Here is a 17,907-nt window from a genome sequence, read left to right as displayed (position 1 = left end):
GCGGGCCGGGACCGGAGGACCGGTCCCTTCACGCGGGGAGTGCCAGGATCCCGGGGCCGGTCCCTTCACGCGGGGAGGCCAGATCCCGGGGCCGCGCACGGCTCGGACCCTGGACGGCTTCTCCTACGGGGGCCAGGGGCGGGCCGGGACCGGAGGACCGGTCCCTTCACGCGGGGAGTGCCAGGATCCCGGGGCCGGTCCCTTCACGCGGGGAGGCCAGATCCCGGGGCCGCGTAGGGCTCGAACCCTGGACGGCTTCTCCTTCGGGGCCGGGAGCGGGCCGGACTGGAGAACCGGTTTCTTCACGCGGAGAGTGCCAGGATCCCGGGGCCGCCCCCTTCACGCCGGCGCGGAGCCGCGGCCCGAGGGTGCCCCGGCACCGCCCCACCCCGGAGGGCCCCTCGGGGGTGGGGCGGTGCAAAGGTCTCAGGGCCGCTCCCTTCACGCCGGCGCGGTGCCGGGGCCCGGGGCCGCTCCTTCCGCAGGGGCGCGGTGCCGCCGGGGCCTACTCGTTGGAGAACTCCTCCACCACCGTCGCCCCCAGCTCCCGCACGATCAGTTCGTGGCCGGACAGGGCCGACTCGTCCAGGTCCGGGTCGTCGTCCTCGGGGATGTCGTCCTCGGGAGCGACCGGGGACGGCTCGGGGGCGGCGGAGGGCTGACGGGCGCCGGCGGCCGGGCCGGCAGCGGGACCGCCCTGCGGGGAGGCGGGTGTCTGCGAGGCGGCCTGGGGAGCCGCGGGCCGGGGGGCGGCCGGGGCGCCGTAACCACCGCCGCCATGGCCACCGCCGTAACCACCGCCGCCGTAACCACTGCCGCCGGGAGCGCCGCCCCCGGGAGCACCGCCGCCGCCGAAGCCGGGCGAGCCACCGGACGCCGGTGCCGCACCGCCGCCGGACGGGTCGACGACCGCCTCGATCTTCCACTGCACGTTGAACTGCTCGGCCAGCGCCTGCCGCAGCACGTCCTCGCTGCCGCTGCTGGCGAAGTTGTCACGGGCGCCGGCGTTGACGAAGCCGACCTGGAGGGTGGTGCCGTCGAAGCCGGTCACCTGGGCGTTCTGGCTGAGCAGGATCCAGGTGAAGCGGCGGCGGTTCTTGACGGCTTCCAGGATGTTCGGCCAGAGCGCGCGGGGGTCGGGGCCACCGGCGGGAGCGGCCGGCGCAGGGGCCGGGGGCGCGGTCGGGGCCTGGTGCTCCGGACGAGCCGGGGCCGGGGCTCGGCCGGGAGCCTGACCCTGCTGGGCGCCGGCCGGAGCGGCCGCGGTGGGCCAGCCGCCGGGACGCCGTGCCCCACCGGCGGGAGCGGCGGTGGGCCAGGCACCGGGGGCGGGAGCCGCGGGGGCTGCCGGGGCCGGAGCGGCGGAGGCGGGAGCCGGGGCGGAAGCCGCGTCGGGGGCGGGAGCAGAGGCGGCCGGAGCGGGCGCCGGTGCCGCAGGGGCGGCCGGCGCTGCGGGGGCCGTCGAGGGCGCGGCGGAGACGGGAGCGGCCGGAGCACCGGGACCCCCCGCACCGGCCGGACCACCGGCTCCGTGACCAGCGCCGGCGGCTCCGCCACCGGGCACGGCCGCGCCACCGCCGGAACCCGCACCGGCCGCTCCGCCAGCGGGGCCGCCTGCGGATCGCACCGCCGCGCGGGCTGCCGCCGGGCCGACGCCGGGGGCCACGGGGGCGCCACCGGGGGGCATGGGGGCGCCCCCAGGAGGCGTGGGCGCGGGCCCGGCAGGGGGTGTGGGGGCGCCGCCGTGCGCCTCGGGGCCGGGGACGTAGGCCATGGTGGGTGCGCCGCCACCGGCCGAGAAACCGACCCCGCGCTCGAGACGGTCGAGGCGGGCCATCACGGACCGCTCGTCGCCGTAGGCGGCGGGGAGCATCACGCGCGCGCAGATCAGTTCGAGCTGCAGGCGGGGCGACGTGGCGCCGCGCATCTCGGTCAGGCCCGCGTTGACGAGGTCGGCGGCGCGGCTCAGCTCGGCGGCGCCGAAGGTGGAGGCCTGGGCCCGCATGCGTTCCAGGACGTCGGCGGGGGCGTCGATGAGCCCCTTGTCGACGGCGTCCGGCACCGCGGCCAGGATCACCAGGTCCCGCAGCCGCTCCAGCAGGTCGGCGACGAACCGCCGGGGGTCGTTGCCGCCCTCGATGACACGGTCGACGACCTCGAAGGCCGCGGCCCCGTCACCGGTGGCGAAGGCCTCGACGACGGAGTCGAGGAGGGAGCCGTCGGTGTAACCGAGGAGGGAGGTGGCCATGGCATACGTCACACCCTCCTCCTTGGCGCCGGCGAGGAGCTGGTCCATGACGGACATCGAGTCACGCACGGAACCGGCGCCCGCCCGCACGACGAGCGGGAGCACGCCCTCGTCGACCGGGATGTCCTCGCGGCCGCACACCTGGGCGAGGTAGTCCCGCAGGGTGCCCGGCGGGACCAGCCGGAAGGGGTAGTGATGGGTCCGCGACCGGATGGTCCCGATGACCTTCTCGGGCTCGGTGGTCGCGAAGATGAACTTCAGATGCTCGGGCGGTTCCTCGACGACCTTGAGCAGCGCGTTGAAGCCGGCCGACGTGACCATGTGGGCCTCGTCGATGATGTAGATCTTGTACCGGCTGCTCGCGGGACCGAAGAAGGCCTTCTCCCGCAGCTCACGGGCGTCGTCCACGCCACCGTGGGAGGCGGCGTCGATCTCGATGACGTCGATCGAGCCCGGTCCGTTCCTGGCCAGGTCCTGGCAGGACTGGCACTCCCCGCACGGTGTCGGGGTGGGACCCTGCTCACAGTTCAGACAGCGGGCCAGGATGCGCGCGCTGGTGGTCTTCCCGCACCCACGCGGCCCGCTGAACAGGTACGCGTGATTGACCCGGTTGTTCCGCAGCGCCTGCTGCAGCGGGTCGGTGACATGCTCCTGCCCGATGACCTCCGCAAAGGTCTCCGGGCGATAGCGGCGGTACAGCGCGAGAGACGACACGCATACGAGGTTAATGGGGCCCGCTGACAACGGGCTCCGCCCGCAGACCCAGGGCCCCGCCCCCGGCCGGCGAACACCGGACCCCGGCCCCCGGGAACCCCACACCCCGGGAACGCAAGCGCCCCTCACGCACCCGCCAGAGCCAACCTACCCTTGCTGCCTTCCGGCCCTGGGGGAGTTCAGTCAGATAGCGCCGCGTGAGGGGCTGCGCCCACAGTACCCGATGGCGACCGGTCGACGGCAACCGATCCGGGCCTGCGGGAACGAGTTCGCGAGCACTCCCCTCGGTCATGTAATGTTCCGAGCGGAGGATTCGCCTAGAGGCCTAGGGCGCACGCTTGGAAAGCGTGTTGGGGGCAACCCCTCACGAGTTCGAATCTCGTATCCTCCGCCAGTGCCTCACCGGGCACGATGTCGAAGGGCCCCGCTGCTTGCAGCGGGGCCCTTCGTCGTTGTCCGTCTCAGTTTCCGTCTCAGTCGGTTTTTTCCCCGGAGCCGGGAGGCGTCCAGAGCGCGTCACCTACCTGCTGGGCGACCTTGCGGAGCATCACACCCGTCACGTGCATGTACCGCGCGCGCATTCGGGCCGCTCCCCCAGGCTCCCAACCCATGATCGAGTCGATCACGACGTCCGGGACGCCGAGGATCAGGAGAACGGTCGCGGCGGTGTGGCGAGCGTCATGCAGACGACCGTCCCGGACACCGGCGTCCCGAAACAGGCGCTTCCAGACGTGGAAGTCGGTGTTCGGGCTCAGCGGCCCGCCCGTCGGCGAGGCAAAGACGTATCCCTTGCCCTCCCAGTCGGCGCCAGCTGCGATCTGCTCCCGCTCCTGGACCTCCCGGTGGTGGTGCAGGATCTTGATGAGCGGGTCGGGCAGGCCGATGGTGCGCCGTCCGGCTCGGGACTTGGTGGACTTGTGCTCACGCCGGGTCTGCTCGCGATTGGGGCAGTAGCCGGCTTTCCGGCCGCACGGGTTGGCACCGCAACCGTGCGCGTACTTGGGGCGCAGCCGGTTCTTGCGGATGCGGACGTATCCCGCGTCGAGGTCGACGTCCTCCCAGTGCAGCCCGAGCGCTTCCCCTCGCCGCAGGCCGAGAGCCAGGGCGACGACCCATCGTGCGCTGTTCCGGAGCTTGGCCGCCTCGACCAACAGGCTCCGAACCTCTTCAATCGTGTACGGCTCGATGTCCTCCTCTTCGAGCCGGGGCGCCTTGGCGATCTCCGCTGCATTGGTCGGGACGTGCCCGCGCCGCACCGCCTCGCCGAGGGCGACCCGGATCGTCCGGTGGACGTGATGGGCGGTACCGGCGGAGCTCCCGGAGTCCTGCATCTTCCGGTAGAAGCGCTCCAGGTGCTCCGGCTCCAGGCGGTCGAGCTTGTGGGCACCGAGGCCGGGCATCAGGTGCACGCGCACGTCGACCTCGTACCCGTCGTACGTGTTCTCGGAGACATACGGCTTGGCGATGTTCGACCCAGTGCACGAGCCAGGCTTGGAGCGTCCAGCTCTGTCCTGGCTTCCTGAGCTTCTTCTCGTCCCGCGCCCGCTCCATGTCCCGGACGGCCCTGGCGACCTCGGCCTTGGGCTTCCGCTCGATGTGACGGCGGTCGGGCTTGCCGTCGTCGCGGACGCCGACCGAGGGTGAGTTGGTGGGGAACGGTGCGGTAGTCCCGGACGAAGGGTGTGGCGTCCTCTCGCAGGGCGACCGGCACTTTGAGGGGGCCGTGCGCGACCTTGCGAGGCATGCGCACCCGTCGTAAGACGTCGTAGCCGACAAGGCGAAGGTCGATGACCCCAGGTTTGACGGGGGTGACGTAGACGGCATGAACGCCCCAGGCGTGCCGCAGCCGTTCGGCCGAGGCCGCGAAGTCAGTTGCACGCCGTCGTGGGCGCGGATGGCCGGCGGGGTCGTCGCGTCGAGGATCCGTCTGCGCCTGGCGCCGGGCCAGGAACCCGCTGGGCCGGCTGGACAAGACTGTGGTGGGACCTTTGGCCGGGCTCCTATGAGGTCACAGGCGCCCGACCGGCCGCGTGCAAAGCGCCGCCCAGCCGGCCGACGATTCCTGGAGAGGACAGCTCGAAGCGTCAATCGTTCGGTGGGTCAGGCCTGCCGAGCAGCGCCGCGGTGAATCCTCACAGTCGTTCGTACAGTGGCGCGCTCCACCTGGACGCCAGGAACCACGCCCGCTCCACGGTGTGTGGTTCGACGGCAGACGGGATGGGAGCTGGGGAGAGTGGTGGGCGGAGGAAGAGTCCGACTGTGCCCCGCCTGGCAAGCCGCGGCATCCTCGCAGCACCCGGGTGCGGCTAGTTCACCCAGCACCGCGCCGTCTGACGACCCGAAGATCACTTGCAGAACGATGCCAACGAGTGCCAGCCCGGGGAGCGCGGCGATTGCCAGACACAACCAGGATGCCGCCTTCGTAAGCCGCGTTCCGTGCTCCCGCAAGACCGCGAAAGCTGTCAACGCGACGCCGACCACGACAGTGGAATAGAAAAGCGCGGCCATGGCTCACCTCCCCAGTCCGCGAGACCCTAGCGCCGGGCAGCGCTCAGCAAACACGCAGGTCTGCGTTATGCCCGGTCAGGCCGAATCCGCAGACGCGATCTTCCAAACTGGTGCTCTCCCCGGACGGGACAGCCCTTGTCAAGACCGCGCGCGGCGTGACACCAACAAGCACGAACGGCGGCGGCCGAGACCGGACCCCGATGAACGATCGGCCGAGGCGCAGGGGCGGTTGGTCGACGTTGGCAGACCCCTGTGATCGACCTGATAAGGATGAGGCCACAGGTTCAAATCCTGTGCCCAACGCGGTGCGCCCTCTTCCCCCTATGGACGGCGCCCCGCTGGCTTGCATCAGTCATTGAGACTCCTCCGACCGTGTGAACAAGTGCTGGCTTCCTCCCAGGTGACGACGACTGTAGGGAACTAGCCATGCCGCCTGATCGCACTCATCATGAGCGCATGCAGGGTGTTCAGGTGGGAGAAAAATCCAGCATGCGGTGGGGATCGCTTGGTAGCGCCTCGGTGTGCCTCTTCGCGCTGGGGAGCTTTAACGCGGCAATCTACCTCGCCGAACTGGTCACGGATGGGGACCACTACGTCCCCATGCTTGAGTCCGCCGCCGGGCTGATGTTCGTAAGCTGGATTGCCGGAGCCGTGCACCATCTCCGGATCAGGAAGGTAGAAGGACAGACACCGTAGCGGCCATAGGCACCCTGCGCTTGAGCGGTACAGCAGCGGAGTACAGCAACCATGCCGACCGGGCCTAACCGCATACGTCCCCAACAGCCCATCTGACCATCCGACCAGCCCTCAACGACCCTCGCGCTCATAGTTCGCATCGAGGGGTACACCACGACACCCCCGCTCGGGCCGTCTCTGGGCCGTGCGGGGGCGCTCAACGACGACCAACGCTGACAACCACCGACGGTGAAGTCGCAGGTCGCAGCGTTGATCGACTACAGGGTCGCAGGTCAGATACCCTGCCTTTCACTTCTTCGACTACCGGTCACACTCCACGGCGCGTGACTCGCCCGCTGTGCCGCCGCGGCCGTTCAGGCGAGAGACGACGTGGCCGGTGGCGTTGCCAACGTTTTGGAAAATGCCGGGCAACGGCGAGAAAATTAAAGACTTCTGTGGCGCATGAAACTGGCGAAGATCGATGAGCCGGAAGTACGATCAACCGCTTTGTTCGATGCCACCCCCCCAGCATCTTCATCACAGGAGACATAAGTGTCCTCTGCCCACAGAGGCGGGAAACACCATCGCCGGGGCCGGATAGCCATACCTGCCGCTGCCGCCACGCTGCTCATCGGCGGCGCCGGTGCGCTCACCATGGCGCCCGCCAACGCGGCACCACTACCGACGGACATCGGCGTCAAGGGCCACAGCAGCGTCGGCAAGTCACAGCTCACCGCCCGCGTGCACGGCGCGATCACCGCGCCGGCCGCCAATACCCCCGCAACTCTGCGACCTGCCGCGAGCACTGGCGCGCCGTCCGGCACCACCACCAGTCCGAAGCCGCAGCCGTCGGCCTCCGGCACTGCCGGCACACAGATCATCGGCGGCACGACCACCAGCATCTCCACAGCTCCGTGGATGGTGCAGTTGTGGTACTACGACGACAAGGGAACCACCGACACCAGTGACGACGTCGGCTTCTTCTGCGGCGGAACCGTCGTGTCGCCCACGAAGATCCTCACGGCCGCGCACTGCGTCTCGGGCTACGACTGGCACAACAACGGCTCCATCGTCTACGGCACCGACCAGTTGCCGACCACCGACTCGTCGACCAACACCACCGATCTCCACGGCGGCACGGTGACGGGCGTGTGGCGGCAGTGGAACGATCCTTCGTTCAAGATCACCTCGAACGGCGCCGCCGTCAACGACGTCGCCGTGCTGACGCTGCCCGACCCGATCAGCGCCAAGCCGCTACCCATCACCACCTCCGATGACACCACGTCGTACAAGACGGGCACCCAGGCGCAGATCTACGGCTGGGGGCGCACCAGCTCCACCAGCCAGGACATCTCGCAGACCCTTCGCAAGGCCACGGTGCCGGTGAACGGCGATTCGACGTGCTCGGGTTTCTACGGCAGCGACTTCGTGCCGGGCGCCATGACCTGTGTCGGCGTATCGGCCAGCGGCTCCGACAGCGGCACGGTCGCCACCTGCAACGGCGACTCCGGCGGCCCGCTGGTCGTCGGCGGGCGCGTCGTCGGTGTCGTGTCGTGGGGCGTGCAGGACTGCGTGAGCCAGGGCTCGTACAGCGTCTTCACCAAGCTGAGCACGTACGTCGGGGCGGCCGAACCGCGCATCGACGACACCGACCTGAGCGGTGACGGCCGCGCTGACATGTTCGCGATCGCCTCCAACGGCCAGGGCTACGAGTACGACTCGCGCGGCAAGTCCTTCGGATCCCGGGTGTCCCTCGGCGACTGGAGCGGGGTCAACCTGGTGCGCCAGGCCGACCTGGACCGCGACGGCTACGCCGACCTGCTGGTACGCACCACCGACGGCACCCTGTACTGGCAGCACTACAACCTGTCCACCGGCAACACCGACGTCACCAAGCTCGGGTCCGGCTGGAACGGCATGAAGGTCATGCTCGTGCCCGGCGACGTCACCGGTGACGGCTACCAGGATCTGCTGACCGTGGACTCCAGCGGCAACTTCTGGCTCTACCCGGGCACCGGCCACGGCAACTTCGGCTCGCGCGTCAAGCTCGGCTACGGCTGGAACATGTACGGCGCCAACGTCTTCGGCAAGGGTGACTTCACCGGAGACGGCAAGCTCGACCTGCTCGCCCGGGACTCTTCCGGCAACCTGTGGCTGTACAAGGGCACCGGCAACCCGACGGCCCCGCTGGCGTCCCGCGTGAAGATCGGCTACGGCTTCCAGTACACCGCGTACGTGATGAACGGGGACATGACCGGCAACGGCCACTCCGACCTGATCGCCCGCGACAGCAGCGGCAACCTGTGGCTGTACGAAGGCACGGGCAACGTCTCTCACCCGCTGGCCTCCCGCGTCAAGATCGGATACGGCTACAACGGCTACCGGCTGAGCTGACCGACCCTCAGGCGGAAGGTCGACCCGCACCCGGACGATGGGCCCACATGCCTCCTCACCAGAGCGTATGTGGGCTCGTTCGCCCAGCGCCCCAGCCAGGCAGCCGCTCCCCCCAGAGCCTCGATGGGGTCCACCGGTGTCACGTACCAGGGCCCCCGGCGGCCCGCCGTGCTAGCGAGGTATACAAGCACCTCACGCGCCCCCACCACGCCCCGAAACCACTCACCCAGACCGCTTGACGGCCTATAGGAGCGTCACCAACAGCGGCGAACGCGAGCGGAACAGCGCGGATCACGGCGACCAGCTCTCGGAGGCCACGGCCAACAGCACCCAGCTTCCTGGGAAGCTGTGATCGACCTGATAAGGATGAGGCCGCACCTCAAGTGCCGTGCCTGCGGACTGCGGCGAGCCATCCCGTCTGACGAGATTCGTCAGACGGTTACCGGCCGCTAGGACCCACACGATTCCGGTTTCCGCGGGTCCACGCGGAGCTGTCCATGGTCCCGGGGCGATGTCGCGGTCATAGCCCGATCATCCGGACCTGGCTGCCGCACAGCCGGGTCATGTCATCGACATCCGACGTGAGGATGGCGACCGGGCCCGGCTGACGCAAGGCCGCTTCCGCGACGGTGGCGTCGATCGCGTACTTGTGTCCGTGCAGACCGGCGCCCTTGAGCAGGTGGGCCGCCGCCTCGGCCGCCGCCTCCGTGACCGGCTCCACCTTGACCCGGGAGAGCGCCCATTGCAGTCGGGGCAGGTCCACCCTGGCGTGGCTCACCTCCACGACGGTGTTAGCACTGACGACGAGGTCCGCTCCCAGGTCGTGGAAGACCTGGAACATCGCCAGAACCTTCCGGTCCTGCGCCACCCAGGCCGACAGCCCCTCGCTGTCCAGGACGACGGTCTCGATGTGCCCGCTCACGCGGCGCTCGCGCCGCCGGCGGCCGACGTCGTACCAAAGATCCGCGCTCGCGCCTCGGCCAGCTCTTCCTCACTGAAGGCCCCGTGCTCGTCCGTGTGGCTGCGCAGGTCGGCCCCCAGGAGCTGGTGCCGGATCTGCCTGGCGACCGCCTCGGCCACGTAGCCGGAGATGTTGTCCGTGATCTTCTTCAGCTCCGCCACCTGCTCGGTGGGGAGTGTCACCGTGATGCGTGTGGTGTCAGCCATAGCCGCAAGCATACTGCGGTATGCGCGCTACGTGCCGCCTTTTCCCCCAGTCGGTCTGGCCAGCGGCAGGCGGGGCGACTGTCCGGTCGAGCAGGGGATCAGCTGGGCAGTTGCACGACGACGCGCCAGTTCAGCGAGCCCGGTAGCGGTATGCCTCGATCCCTTGCCAGCCCTCGGGGGCGGGTTCCGGCAGCGGCAGGTCCAGAATTCCGACGGCCTGCCGGACCGGCCCCCGGGCGCAGCGTGCGACCACGCGTCCGTCCTCGGCCGGATCGACACCGACCACGCTCACCTCGACGCCGAGAACAGTCGTGGTGAAGGGCACGGCAAGGCTCTCCTCGATCATCGTGAAGAAGCCGGTGAGTTGCTCATCCTCGCCGTAGGCGTCGACGGTGGCCTCTTCGATCAACGCCTCCAGCGCGGCTGGGGCCGATGTGCTCATGGCCTCACCGTAGCGTTGCACCGTACGGTTGAGGACCGGTGCGCTCAGCAGCGGCGGATCCGTCGTGAGGCCATCGCCGGCAGTCAGGCCAAGGCCCGTGGTTGCCAGCGTGTTGCCTGATGAGATTCGGTAGTGAACGGCCCAGGGGAGGGCCCGGCGAGCTACAGGGCGGAAGAGAGTGGCACGAGTCGTCGTACGAGAGCCGAGTACGGGCGCGAGGAGCACACCGCCGCCGGCCCGGCAGGAAACATCCGACTTCGTGAGGGAGTCGCTCGGCGTCGGCTGGGCGGCGGTGTTCCTGCCCGGTGAACCCGCTCGCCTCGGGCGGCTGTTGCTGTGGAAGCCGACCGGGGCAGCAGTCGGAGACAGTACGGCGCCCACCGGCCTTGGGACCGAGGTGGTGGAGCTGGTCCTGCCGCACGGTCGCTCGGTCAGGCGGCGAAGGGTCGAGGCTTACGCGGTGCCTGTCGCCGTCGCCGTCTCCGCCCTGGCCGATGCGGAGCCGACGCATCCCTCCGGCGCCGCCTGGCAGGCCGCCACTCGCTTCGCACTGCGGCTGCTCGCCGACGGCCGCCTCCATCCGGCCCTCACTCCCGCCGGTTACGACACCTGGCAGGTGGGTCCCTTCACCGCCGCCCAGCGTCAGACACTGGACGCCCTGGCCGCCGCCTTCCCGCCACACGCCCACTGCCTGCCCGAACCCGGCCCCGCTCCGGTACGGATCGCCGAACCGGCTGCGCTGATACGCCAGTTCTGCGACGCGGTCGCCGATGATCTGGTCCGTACGCCGGCCGCGCCACTCGCCATGGGAGCGCTGCCGTACGCCTGGCGCGAGGTCCGCGCCGTGCCCACCTTGCGTGAATGGGCCGAGGAGACCCAGGCGACGCTCACCGCCGAGGTCGGTGTCTCCCTGCGCGTCGACGTACCCGAAGGACGCCGACGGCAGTTCCGAGCCGTCCTGCAACTGCACACCGCGGCGGACCCGGCGCTCGTCATCGAGGCCGCACGACTGTGGAGCGAGCCGACCGAAGTGGAGCGGCTGCTCGGCCCACGCGCCGAGACCGAGACCCTTCTCGCCCTGCGCCGCGGCGCCCGCGCCTGGCCCCCGCTGCGGAGGTTGCTCGACGATGCCGCTCCCGATCAGCTCCGGTTGACCGACGACGAAGTCTTCGATCTCCTTGGGGACGCCACGGACGCGCTGCGCGCGGCCGGTGTCGACGTGCACTGGCCGCGCGAACTGGTAAAGGCACTCACCGCGACCGCGGAGATCGGGCAGCGCACCGCCCCTGGTTCCACCGCGGGCGGCCTGCTGGACACCGAGGCCCTCCTCGACTTCCGCTGGCAAATCTCCCTCGGCGGCGAGCCGCTCACCGAAGCCGAGATGGATGCCCTCGCGGAGTCACGCCGTCCCCTCGTCCGGCTTCGCGACCAGTGGGTGGTCGCCGACCCGAAGCTGGTGGCCCGCGCCAAGCGCCGCCGGATGGAACCGCTCACCCCCATGGAGGCATTGAGCGCCGCGCTGACCAGCGAGGTCGAGCGGGACGGTGACCGGGTCCCCTGCGCGGCGGTCGGTGCGCTTGGCGACCTGGTCGCTCGTATCCGCGACCCCGAGTCCCGCACCCCGGTGCCCCAGCCCGCCGCCCTCAAGGCAACGTTGCGCGAGTACCAGAAACGGGCCCTGGCCTGGCTGGCCGAGATGTGCGCACTCGGCCTCGGCGGCTGTCTCGCCGACGACATGGGCCTGGGCAAGACCATCACCTTGCTCGCTCTGCACCTGCACCGCCAGAGCGACCCCGCTATCGCGGGCCCCACCCTGGTCGTCTGCCCGGCCTCCCTGCTCGGCAATTGGCAGCGTGAGGCGGCCAGATTCGCACCGCTCACCCCCGTACGCCGCTACCACGGCGGCGACCGCCACCTGGGGGACCTGGCCGTCGACGAGATCGTCCTGGTCACCTACGGGGTGCTGCGCCGCGACCGCGAAGTGCTCGCCGAGACAGCCTGGTCGCTGGTGGCCGCCGACGAGGCACAGCACGTCAAGAACCCCTACGCCGTCACCGCCCGCGAACTGCGTGCCCTGCCCGCCCGCGCCCGCGTCGCTCTCACCGGCACCCCCGTGGAGAACAACCTCTCCGAGCTGTGGGCACTGCTCGACTGGACCACCCCCGGGCTCCTCGGCTCACTCACCGCCTTCCGTGACCGGCATGCCCGCGCCATCGAGGCGGGCTCGGATCCCGAGGCAGCCGAGCGCCTGTCCCGTCTCGTACGTCCCTTTCTGTTGCGCCGCAAGAAGTCCGACCCCGGCATCGCGCCCGAACTGCCGCCCAAGTCCGAGACCGACCACGTCGTCCCGCTGACGGCCGAGCAGGCCGGCCTGTACGAGGCCGTGGTCCGCGAGACCATGGCGAAGATCGCGGAGTCGGAGGGCATCGCCCGACGCGGTCTGGTACTCAAGCTGCTCACCGCGCTGAAGCAGATCTGCAACCACCCCGCCCAGTATCTGAAAGAGCCCCAGCATGTGAAGGAGCACAGCCCGCGCCGGTCCGCTCCCCTGCGGGGCCGCTCCGGCAAGCTCGACCTGCTCGACGAACTTCTCGACACCATCACCGCCGAAGGCGAATCCGTTCTGGTCTTCACGCAGTACAAACAGATGGCGGCTCTGCTGGAGAAGCATCTCGCCGAGCGCGGCATCCCCACCCTCCTCCTGCACGGTGCCACCCCCGTCGCGCGGCGCGAGGAGATGGTGGACCGCTTCCAGCGCGGTGAAGTGCCCGTATTCCTGCTGTCGTTGAAGGCGGCGGGCACCGGACTCAATCTCACCCGCGCCACTCACGTCGTGCACTACGACCGCTGGTGGAACCCTGCCGTCGAGGACCAGGCCACCGACCGCGCCTACCGCATCGGCCAGGACAAACCCGTCCAGGTACACAAGCTCCTCGCGGAGGGAACCGTGGAGGACAAGGTAGCGAAGCTGCTCGAAGCCAAGCGCGCCCTCGCCGACGCCGTCGTCGGCTCCGGCGAGGCAACCCTGACCGAACTGTCCGACGCCGACCTCGCCGAACTCGTCACCCTGGGAAGGCAGTCATGAGCCCCGCCGTCCCCGGCCCGCGCCGTACACCCGCCCCCGGCAAGCGAGCCTTCGCCGCGACCTGGTGGGGCCAGGCATGGGTGGCCGCCCTGGAGGACTCCACCCTGGACGCCGGACGGCTCTCGCGCGGACGCACCTACGCCCGCAAGGGCATGGTCGGCCCGGTCACCGTCGCTCCGGGCCAGGTCAATGCCGCTGTCCAGGGCAGCCGCCCGCGCCCGTACCGCTCCTCAGTCCACCTGCCCGTCCTCACCGACCCTCAGTGGGACACCCTGCTCGACACGATCGCGGCCCGCGCCGGACATCTCGCAGCACTTCTCGACGACGAGATGCCCGCCGAACTCGTGGACGACGCCCGGCACGCAGGCGTCCCACTGCTCCCACTGCCCACCGAGCTCGATCCGGAGTGCTCCTGCCCCGATTGGGGATACCCCTGCAAGCACGCCGCAGCGCTTTGCTACGCCATCGCCGCCACCATCGACACCGACCCGTTCGTGCTCTTCGCCCTGCGCGGCCGTGGTCGCGAGGAGATCTTCGCCCGGCTGCGCGCACTCCGTACGGCGGCACAGCAGACGGCCGCCCCACCGTCTGCGGCCGGCGTCCCGGCTGCCGCCGCGTACGCCCACTGGGCCGAAGGGCCCCCCGAACTGCCCGAACTCCCGGAACCCGCCGCCCACACCACAGGACTGCCCGTCGCCCCGCCGCCCGGCACCGGCCTGGCCGCCGCGGACCTGGAACGCCTCATGGCCGACACCACCGCGCGCGCCGCCCGGCTCCTCTCGGGTGACACCGCCGACCTGCACCTGACCCAGCACCAGGACGCCATCCGCATCGCCGCAAGCAACCCCGGACCCGAGTGGTTCCACCACCTGATCCAGAACACCGGCACCAAACCCACTGCCTTCGCGCGTCTCACCCGCGCCTGGCGCCATGGTGGCCCCGCAGGCATCACCGTCGCCGAAGAGCCCTACGTCCCCGACCCGACGGTGATGAAGGCGGCCCGCACCGTCCTGGACGCGGCCCTCGCCGAGATGACCGACTCCCCCACACACCTCAGAACCTGGCGCAACCGCCTCACCCTCACCCAACACGGCATCCAGCTGCGTCTGGGTCCCGACGCCCGCTGGTACCCCTACCTCCAGGACGACGACGGCGAATGGGGGCCCGCGGCACCAGCCGACAGTGACCCGGTCACCGCGCTCACCGCGGCCTGGTCGCAGAACGGGGCGTAAGGAGGCGACTCCCCACTGACCAGGAACCACGAGCAGAGGCTGGACACACTCACGCTGCTCCACTTCCGTGGTTGCAGTTCTGGTTGCGTTCACCGGCGTACGGCACCGTTCAGAACCCCCGCCCGGATCAGCTGCACCGCGGGTCAGCACGTTGCCGTACGCCCCAGAGCCCCCAGACGAACATGTGGAAAGCGTGTCGGGGGCAACCCCTCACGAGTTCGAATCTCGTATCCTCCGCCAGTGCCTCACCGGGCACGCTGTCGAAGGGCCCCCTGGAAACAGGGGGCCCTTCGACGTTGTCCTGTCAGGACAGCGCCTTGTAGACGCCCCAGCCGCTGCCGATCTTCACGCGTGGGCCGAAGCCGCCCTTGCCGTTGCCCGCCCAGCGGTACAGGTTGCCCGCGGTATCGCGGGTGACGAGGTCGTTGCGTCCGTCCTGGGTCAGGTCGCCGACGCCGACCAGGGCGTTGTAGGCGTTGAAGCCCGAGGCGATCTTCACGCGCCCCCCGATGCCGCCCTTTCCGTTGCCGTACCAGCGATAGAGGTTCCCGGCCTTGTCCCGGCCGAGAAGGTCTCCGGTTCCGTCGCCGTTGAGGTCGCCCACGCCCACCAGCGCCGTGTAACCGGACAGCCCGGTGCCGATGCGCACCCGGGCCTTGAACGTGCCCTTGCCGGTGCCGGCGTAGAACCACAGGACTCCGGATCGGTCACGGGTCAGCAGGTCGGACCGGCCGTCACGGTTGAGGTCTCCGGACGACGTCAGCAGGTTGTACTTGTCCCAGCCCTTGCCGATGACAGTGGACTTGTTGGTTCCCCGGGCGAAGTACACCTGCCCGAAGCCCCAGTACGCACGCAGCTCGCCGGTGGAGTTGCGGACCAGCATGTCCGCGAACCCGTCGCCGTTGAGGTCGCCGGCCGGCACCAGGGTGGAGGAGGTCGGCCAGTCCGCGGTGTAGCTGCGGTTGTAGAAGTACCCCTTGGGATGCCCCTCCCATGAGTCGGTCCGGCCGTCCTTCCGGACCGCCACCATGTCCGGAAACCCGTCGCAGTCGTAGACATGAGTCGGCAGGGCACCGCACAACACCTCCAGGCCGCCGCTTCCCACCCGCACCGGCGTGGTTCCGCCGTTGAACCTCGCGGTCAGCTGCCAGGTGTAGAGACCGCTCGGGGCGGGAGCACCGTTCGACTCCCGGCCCTTCCACGAGGCCGAGATGCCGTTGAGACCGCGTTCGGCCCCACCGCGCACCACAGCCACCCGGCGCCCGGTCGTCTTCTGGACGATGCCCAGTTCCCATGAGTCCACGGGGCGGCTGAGCAGCAACGACGCCGTCCAGGTCGAGTAGGGGGACGAAGCGGTCCTCGGCGCGACGCTCCCGGAGGTGTACGCCCCCCCTATCACCGGAGCGGAGTCCGGTACCCCGTCCGCGCTCACATGCACGCGACGATCGGCGTCCACGTAGGCGATGTGACCGCCGTACTTGTCCACGGTCCACGTGATCCTGCGGTCGTCCGCGAGGGTCCCGGCCGGGAGGGCGGCTATGGAGCGCTCCGCGAGCGGGCTGCCGGTGTGGAAGTCCGTCAGCTTGAGCTCGCCCGCGTCCCGGTCGTGCCGGACCACGTAGCCGTCACCGAGCATGGCGGGGCCCGACGGCACTCCGAAGCCGCGGTCGTTCGTCAGGTCGTACACCCCGGCCTGCTTGTCGGGACCGCAGGACCAGTAGAGCCAGCGCGCCGTCGCCTGCAGTTCGGTGGGCACGCAGGCGGCACCGGTCCGCACGGTGCGGACGGGTTTGCCGGGCGTGGCCGCGTCCACGGACAGCCGCTCCGCGGTCAGCGTGCCGGGGCTGCCGGGAGTCGCACTCCACAGGGTGGAGTACCAGAGCGCCGCGGCCTGCACCGGGCGGCTGCGTACCACCTTTTCGTAGCCCGGGTAGACCAGGTACTGGGTTCTCGGGGACCCGCCGTCCACCACCACGTACGAGGAGGACGCGTCCCTGACCGTGCCGCCGCTGCCCGGCAACGGAATGTGCATATGCGACGTGTAGGCGTTCACCCGGGTCTCCAGGTACGTTCGCCCTCCCGTCTCGGACAGGAAGGACAGGCCGTACCAGTTGCCCTCCACGATCCGCACGCAGTCCTCACCCGTCGCGCAGCGCACGGCGGAAGAGGGCATGCCCGCGGGCACCGGCTCGGCCGCTCCCGCGACGGGGACCGGCCCGGTACCGACATCCTGCTGGTAGAGGGAGACCTTGCCGTCGGTGCTGTCCACCCGGCTGAGGGTGCCCCGGTACAGGTTCAGTCCCAGGACCTTGGCGATCACCGGGGGCAGCTGCTGGACCACCTCGTGCGCCGGCGACCCGTCGGAGCCGACGGCGAAGCGGTGCACCGCCCAGTCGCCGGTGCCGGAGCCGCCGACGAGCAGGGCGCTTCCGTCCGCCGCCTGCGGTGGGCCGTCCGACATGAGCGCGAGGTGGTCGAGTGCGGTGCTCGACTCCCCGCCGTCGAGCGGCCGGGACGTCAGCCGCCGGCCGAGCGTGGTGCCCGAGGTGGCGTCGGTGTCCGAGGTCAGGAGGGTGCCGCCGAGGAGGGCCACGGGAGCCGCGTCGTCGGGGAGCGGGAACTCCTGCGCCTCGGAGGAGACGTCACCGCGGGGCAGCCAGCGCAGCCCGGTGAAGCCGTGCTTCCACCAGGCGATGCGGTCGGGGCTCAGCAGGATGCGCAGGCCCGCGCCGCTCATCGCCTCCGGGAGCGGGGTGACCACGGCGGTCCCGGGGTCCAGCAGGCCGTAGCGGTACGCGCCGTCCTGCCGGAAGGAGATCACCGCGCCGCGGTCGTCCGTGGCGCCCTGCTGCAGGGAGAGGCTGCTCAGCTGCGCACCCACGGGCAGGCCGGTGATGGGCAGCGGTTGCGCGGGATCGGTGCCGGTGTCGAGGAGCGCACCGGCGGAGCTGGTCGCGGACTCCATGGCCAGCACCTTGCCCGCGACGGTCCCCCGGAACGTGTAGCCGGCCGGGAGCTGCGCCTCCCGGCGCTCACCGGTGAGCGGATCGAGCAGGGTGTACCAGGCGGTGCCCCGGGCCGGGCTCGGTGAGACGGCGAGCAGGTCTCCGTCGGCACCGACGGGGCGTACGAGCGCGCCGGCCGGCAGGGTCTGCAGGCCGGGCACCTGCGTCGAGGTGCCGCTCGCGAAGTCGGTCCAGGTGTAGCCGTCCCGACCCTCCTGCCGGTGCAGGAAACCGGTGCTGCCCACCGCCAGCGGGGTGTCCGCACGGGGTGTGGCCCGCTCGGCGGGCGGGATCACGACCCCCTGGGACGAGTCCGCCGCGGTCGCCGCCTGAGCGGCCCACGCGGGCGGCGCGTCCACGGCGAGCGGGATGGCCGTACCAGCGACCGCCAGAATCGTGGCGGCCGCACCGGATGCGAGGCTCGCGCCGCCTCTGCG

Annotated in this window: 9 protein-coding genes, 1 tRNA gene, 1 other RNA gene and 2 pseudogenes; 5 read left to right on the top strand and 8 right to left on the bottom strand. The window is 70.6% G+C overall.

All coding sequences use genetic code 11. The features are described 5' to 3' along the window. Positions 1–505: 505 nt before the first annotated feature. Both ABVB68_RS03990 and ffs read right to left on the bottom strand, forming a co-directional pair. On the bottom strand, positions 506–2,962 hold the full coding sequence (locus ABVB68_RS03990) for a DNA polymerase III subunit gamma and tau (protein ID WP_353599419.1): 2,457 nt from the start codon (positions 2,960–2,962) through the stop codon (positions 506–508). A 111-nt stretch (positions 2,963–3,073) separates the two neighbouring features. Further along, positions 3,074–3,172, bottom strand: an RNA gene (gene ffs / locus ABVB68_RS03985) — signal recognition particle sRNA small type. Between the two features lie 96 nt (positions 3,173–3,268). Here ffs and ABVB68_RS03980 point away from each other — a divergent pair. Beyond that, a tRNA-Ser gene (locus ABVB68_RS03980) sits at positions 3,269–3,356 on the top strand. Positions 3,357–3,435: 79 nt separating this feature from the next. On the opposite strand, the pseudogene ABVB68_RS03975 reads toward ABVB68_RS03980, so the two are convergent. Further along, positions 3,436–4,597 (bottom strand): annotated as a pseudogene (locus tag ABVB68_RS03975) (tyrosine-type recombinase/integrase); the annotation flags it as partial. Continuing rightward, positions 4,596–4,832 (bottom strand): annotated as a pseudogene (locus ABVB68_RS03970) (FtsK/SpoIIIE domain-containing protein); the annotation flags it as partial. The pseudogenes ABVB68_RS03975 and ABVB68_RS03970, both read right to left, overlap by 2 nt. Before the next feature lie 1,094 nt (positions 4,833–5,926). Here ABVB68_RS03970 and ABVB68_RS03965 point away from each other — a divergent pair. Both ABVB68_RS03965 and ABVB68_RS03960 read left to right on the top strand, forming a co-directional pair. Then, positions 5,927–6,166: a hypothetical protein gene (locus tag ABVB68_RS03965; protein ID WP_353599418.1), complete on the top strand. Its 240-nt coding sequence runs from the start codon at positions 5,927–5,929 to the stop codon at positions 6,164–6,166. A gap of 531 nt (positions 6,167–6,697) precedes the next feature. Then, the gene (locus ABVB68_RS03960) at positions 6,698–8,539 is read left to right on the top strand and encodes a trypsin-like serine protease (protein ID WP_353599417.1); all 1,842 of its coding nucleotides are present in this window, start codon (positions 6,698–6,700) and stop codon (positions 8,537–8,539) included. 520 nt (positions 8,540–9,059) lie between these two features. Here ABVB68_RS03960 and ABVB68_RS03955 read toward each other — a convergent pair. The 3 genes from ABVB68_RS03955 to ABVB68_RS03945 all read right to left on the bottom strand — a co-directional run bounded on the left by ABVB68_RS03955 (position 9,060) and on the right by ABVB68_RS03945 (position 10,148). Next, positions 9,060–9,461, bottom strand: a complete 402-nt coding sequence (locus ABVB68_RS03955; RefSeq protein ID WP_353599416.1) for a DNA-binding protein — start codon at positions 9,459–9,461, stop codon at positions 9,060–9,062. Next, complete coding sequence (locus tag ABVB68_RS03950; RefSeq protein ID WP_058850160.1) at positions 9,458–9,706, bottom strand: hypothetical protein; 249 nt, start codon at positions 9,704–9,706, stop codon at positions 9,458–9,460. The genes ABVB68_RS03955 and ABVB68_RS03950 overlap by 4 nt, the downstream gene beginning before the upstream one ends. 130 nt (positions 9,707–9,836) lie before the next feature. Then, on the bottom strand, positions 9,837–10,148 hold the full coding sequence (locus ABVB68_RS03945; RefSeq protein WP_353599415.1) for a hypothetical protein: 312 nt from the start codon (positions 10,146–10,148) through the stop codon (positions 9,837–9,839). Positions 10,149–10,407: 259 nt separating this feature from the next. On the opposite strand from ABVB68_RS03945, the gene ABVB68_RS03940 reads away from it, so the two are divergent. Then, entirely contained in the window at positions 10,408–13,233 is a 2,826-nt protein-coding gene (locus ABVB68_RS03940; protein WP_353599414.1) for an SCO1167/SCO6262 family helicase, read from the top strand. Then, entirely contained in the window at positions 13,230–14,465 is a 1,236-nt protein-coding gene (locus ABVB68_RS03935; RefSeq protein ID WP_353599413.1) for an SWIM zinc finger family protein, read from the top strand. Before ABVB68_RS03940 ends, ABVB68_RS03935 begins: the two co-directional genes overlap by 4 nt. Before the next feature lie 304 nt (positions 14,466–14,769). Here the strand turns inward: ABVB68_RS03935 and ABVB68_RS03930 are convergent, their stop codons facing one another. Beyond that, on the bottom strand, positions 14,770–17,829 hold the full coding sequence (locus ABVB68_RS03930; protein ID WP_353599412.1) for an FG-GAP repeat domain-containing protein: 3,060 nt from the start codon (positions 17,827–17,829) through the stop codon (positions 14,770–14,772). Between the last annotated feature and the right edge of the window lie 78 nt (positions 17,830–17,907).

The organism is Streptomyces sp. NPDC096012, from assembly GCF_040426375.1.
Taxonomy (GTDB): Bacteria; Actinomycetota; Actinomycetes; order Streptomycetales; family Streptomycetaceae; genus Streptomyces.
Note: the sequence above shows the minus strand (reverse complement) of the source record. Positions and strands in the feature narration are given on the sequence as shown.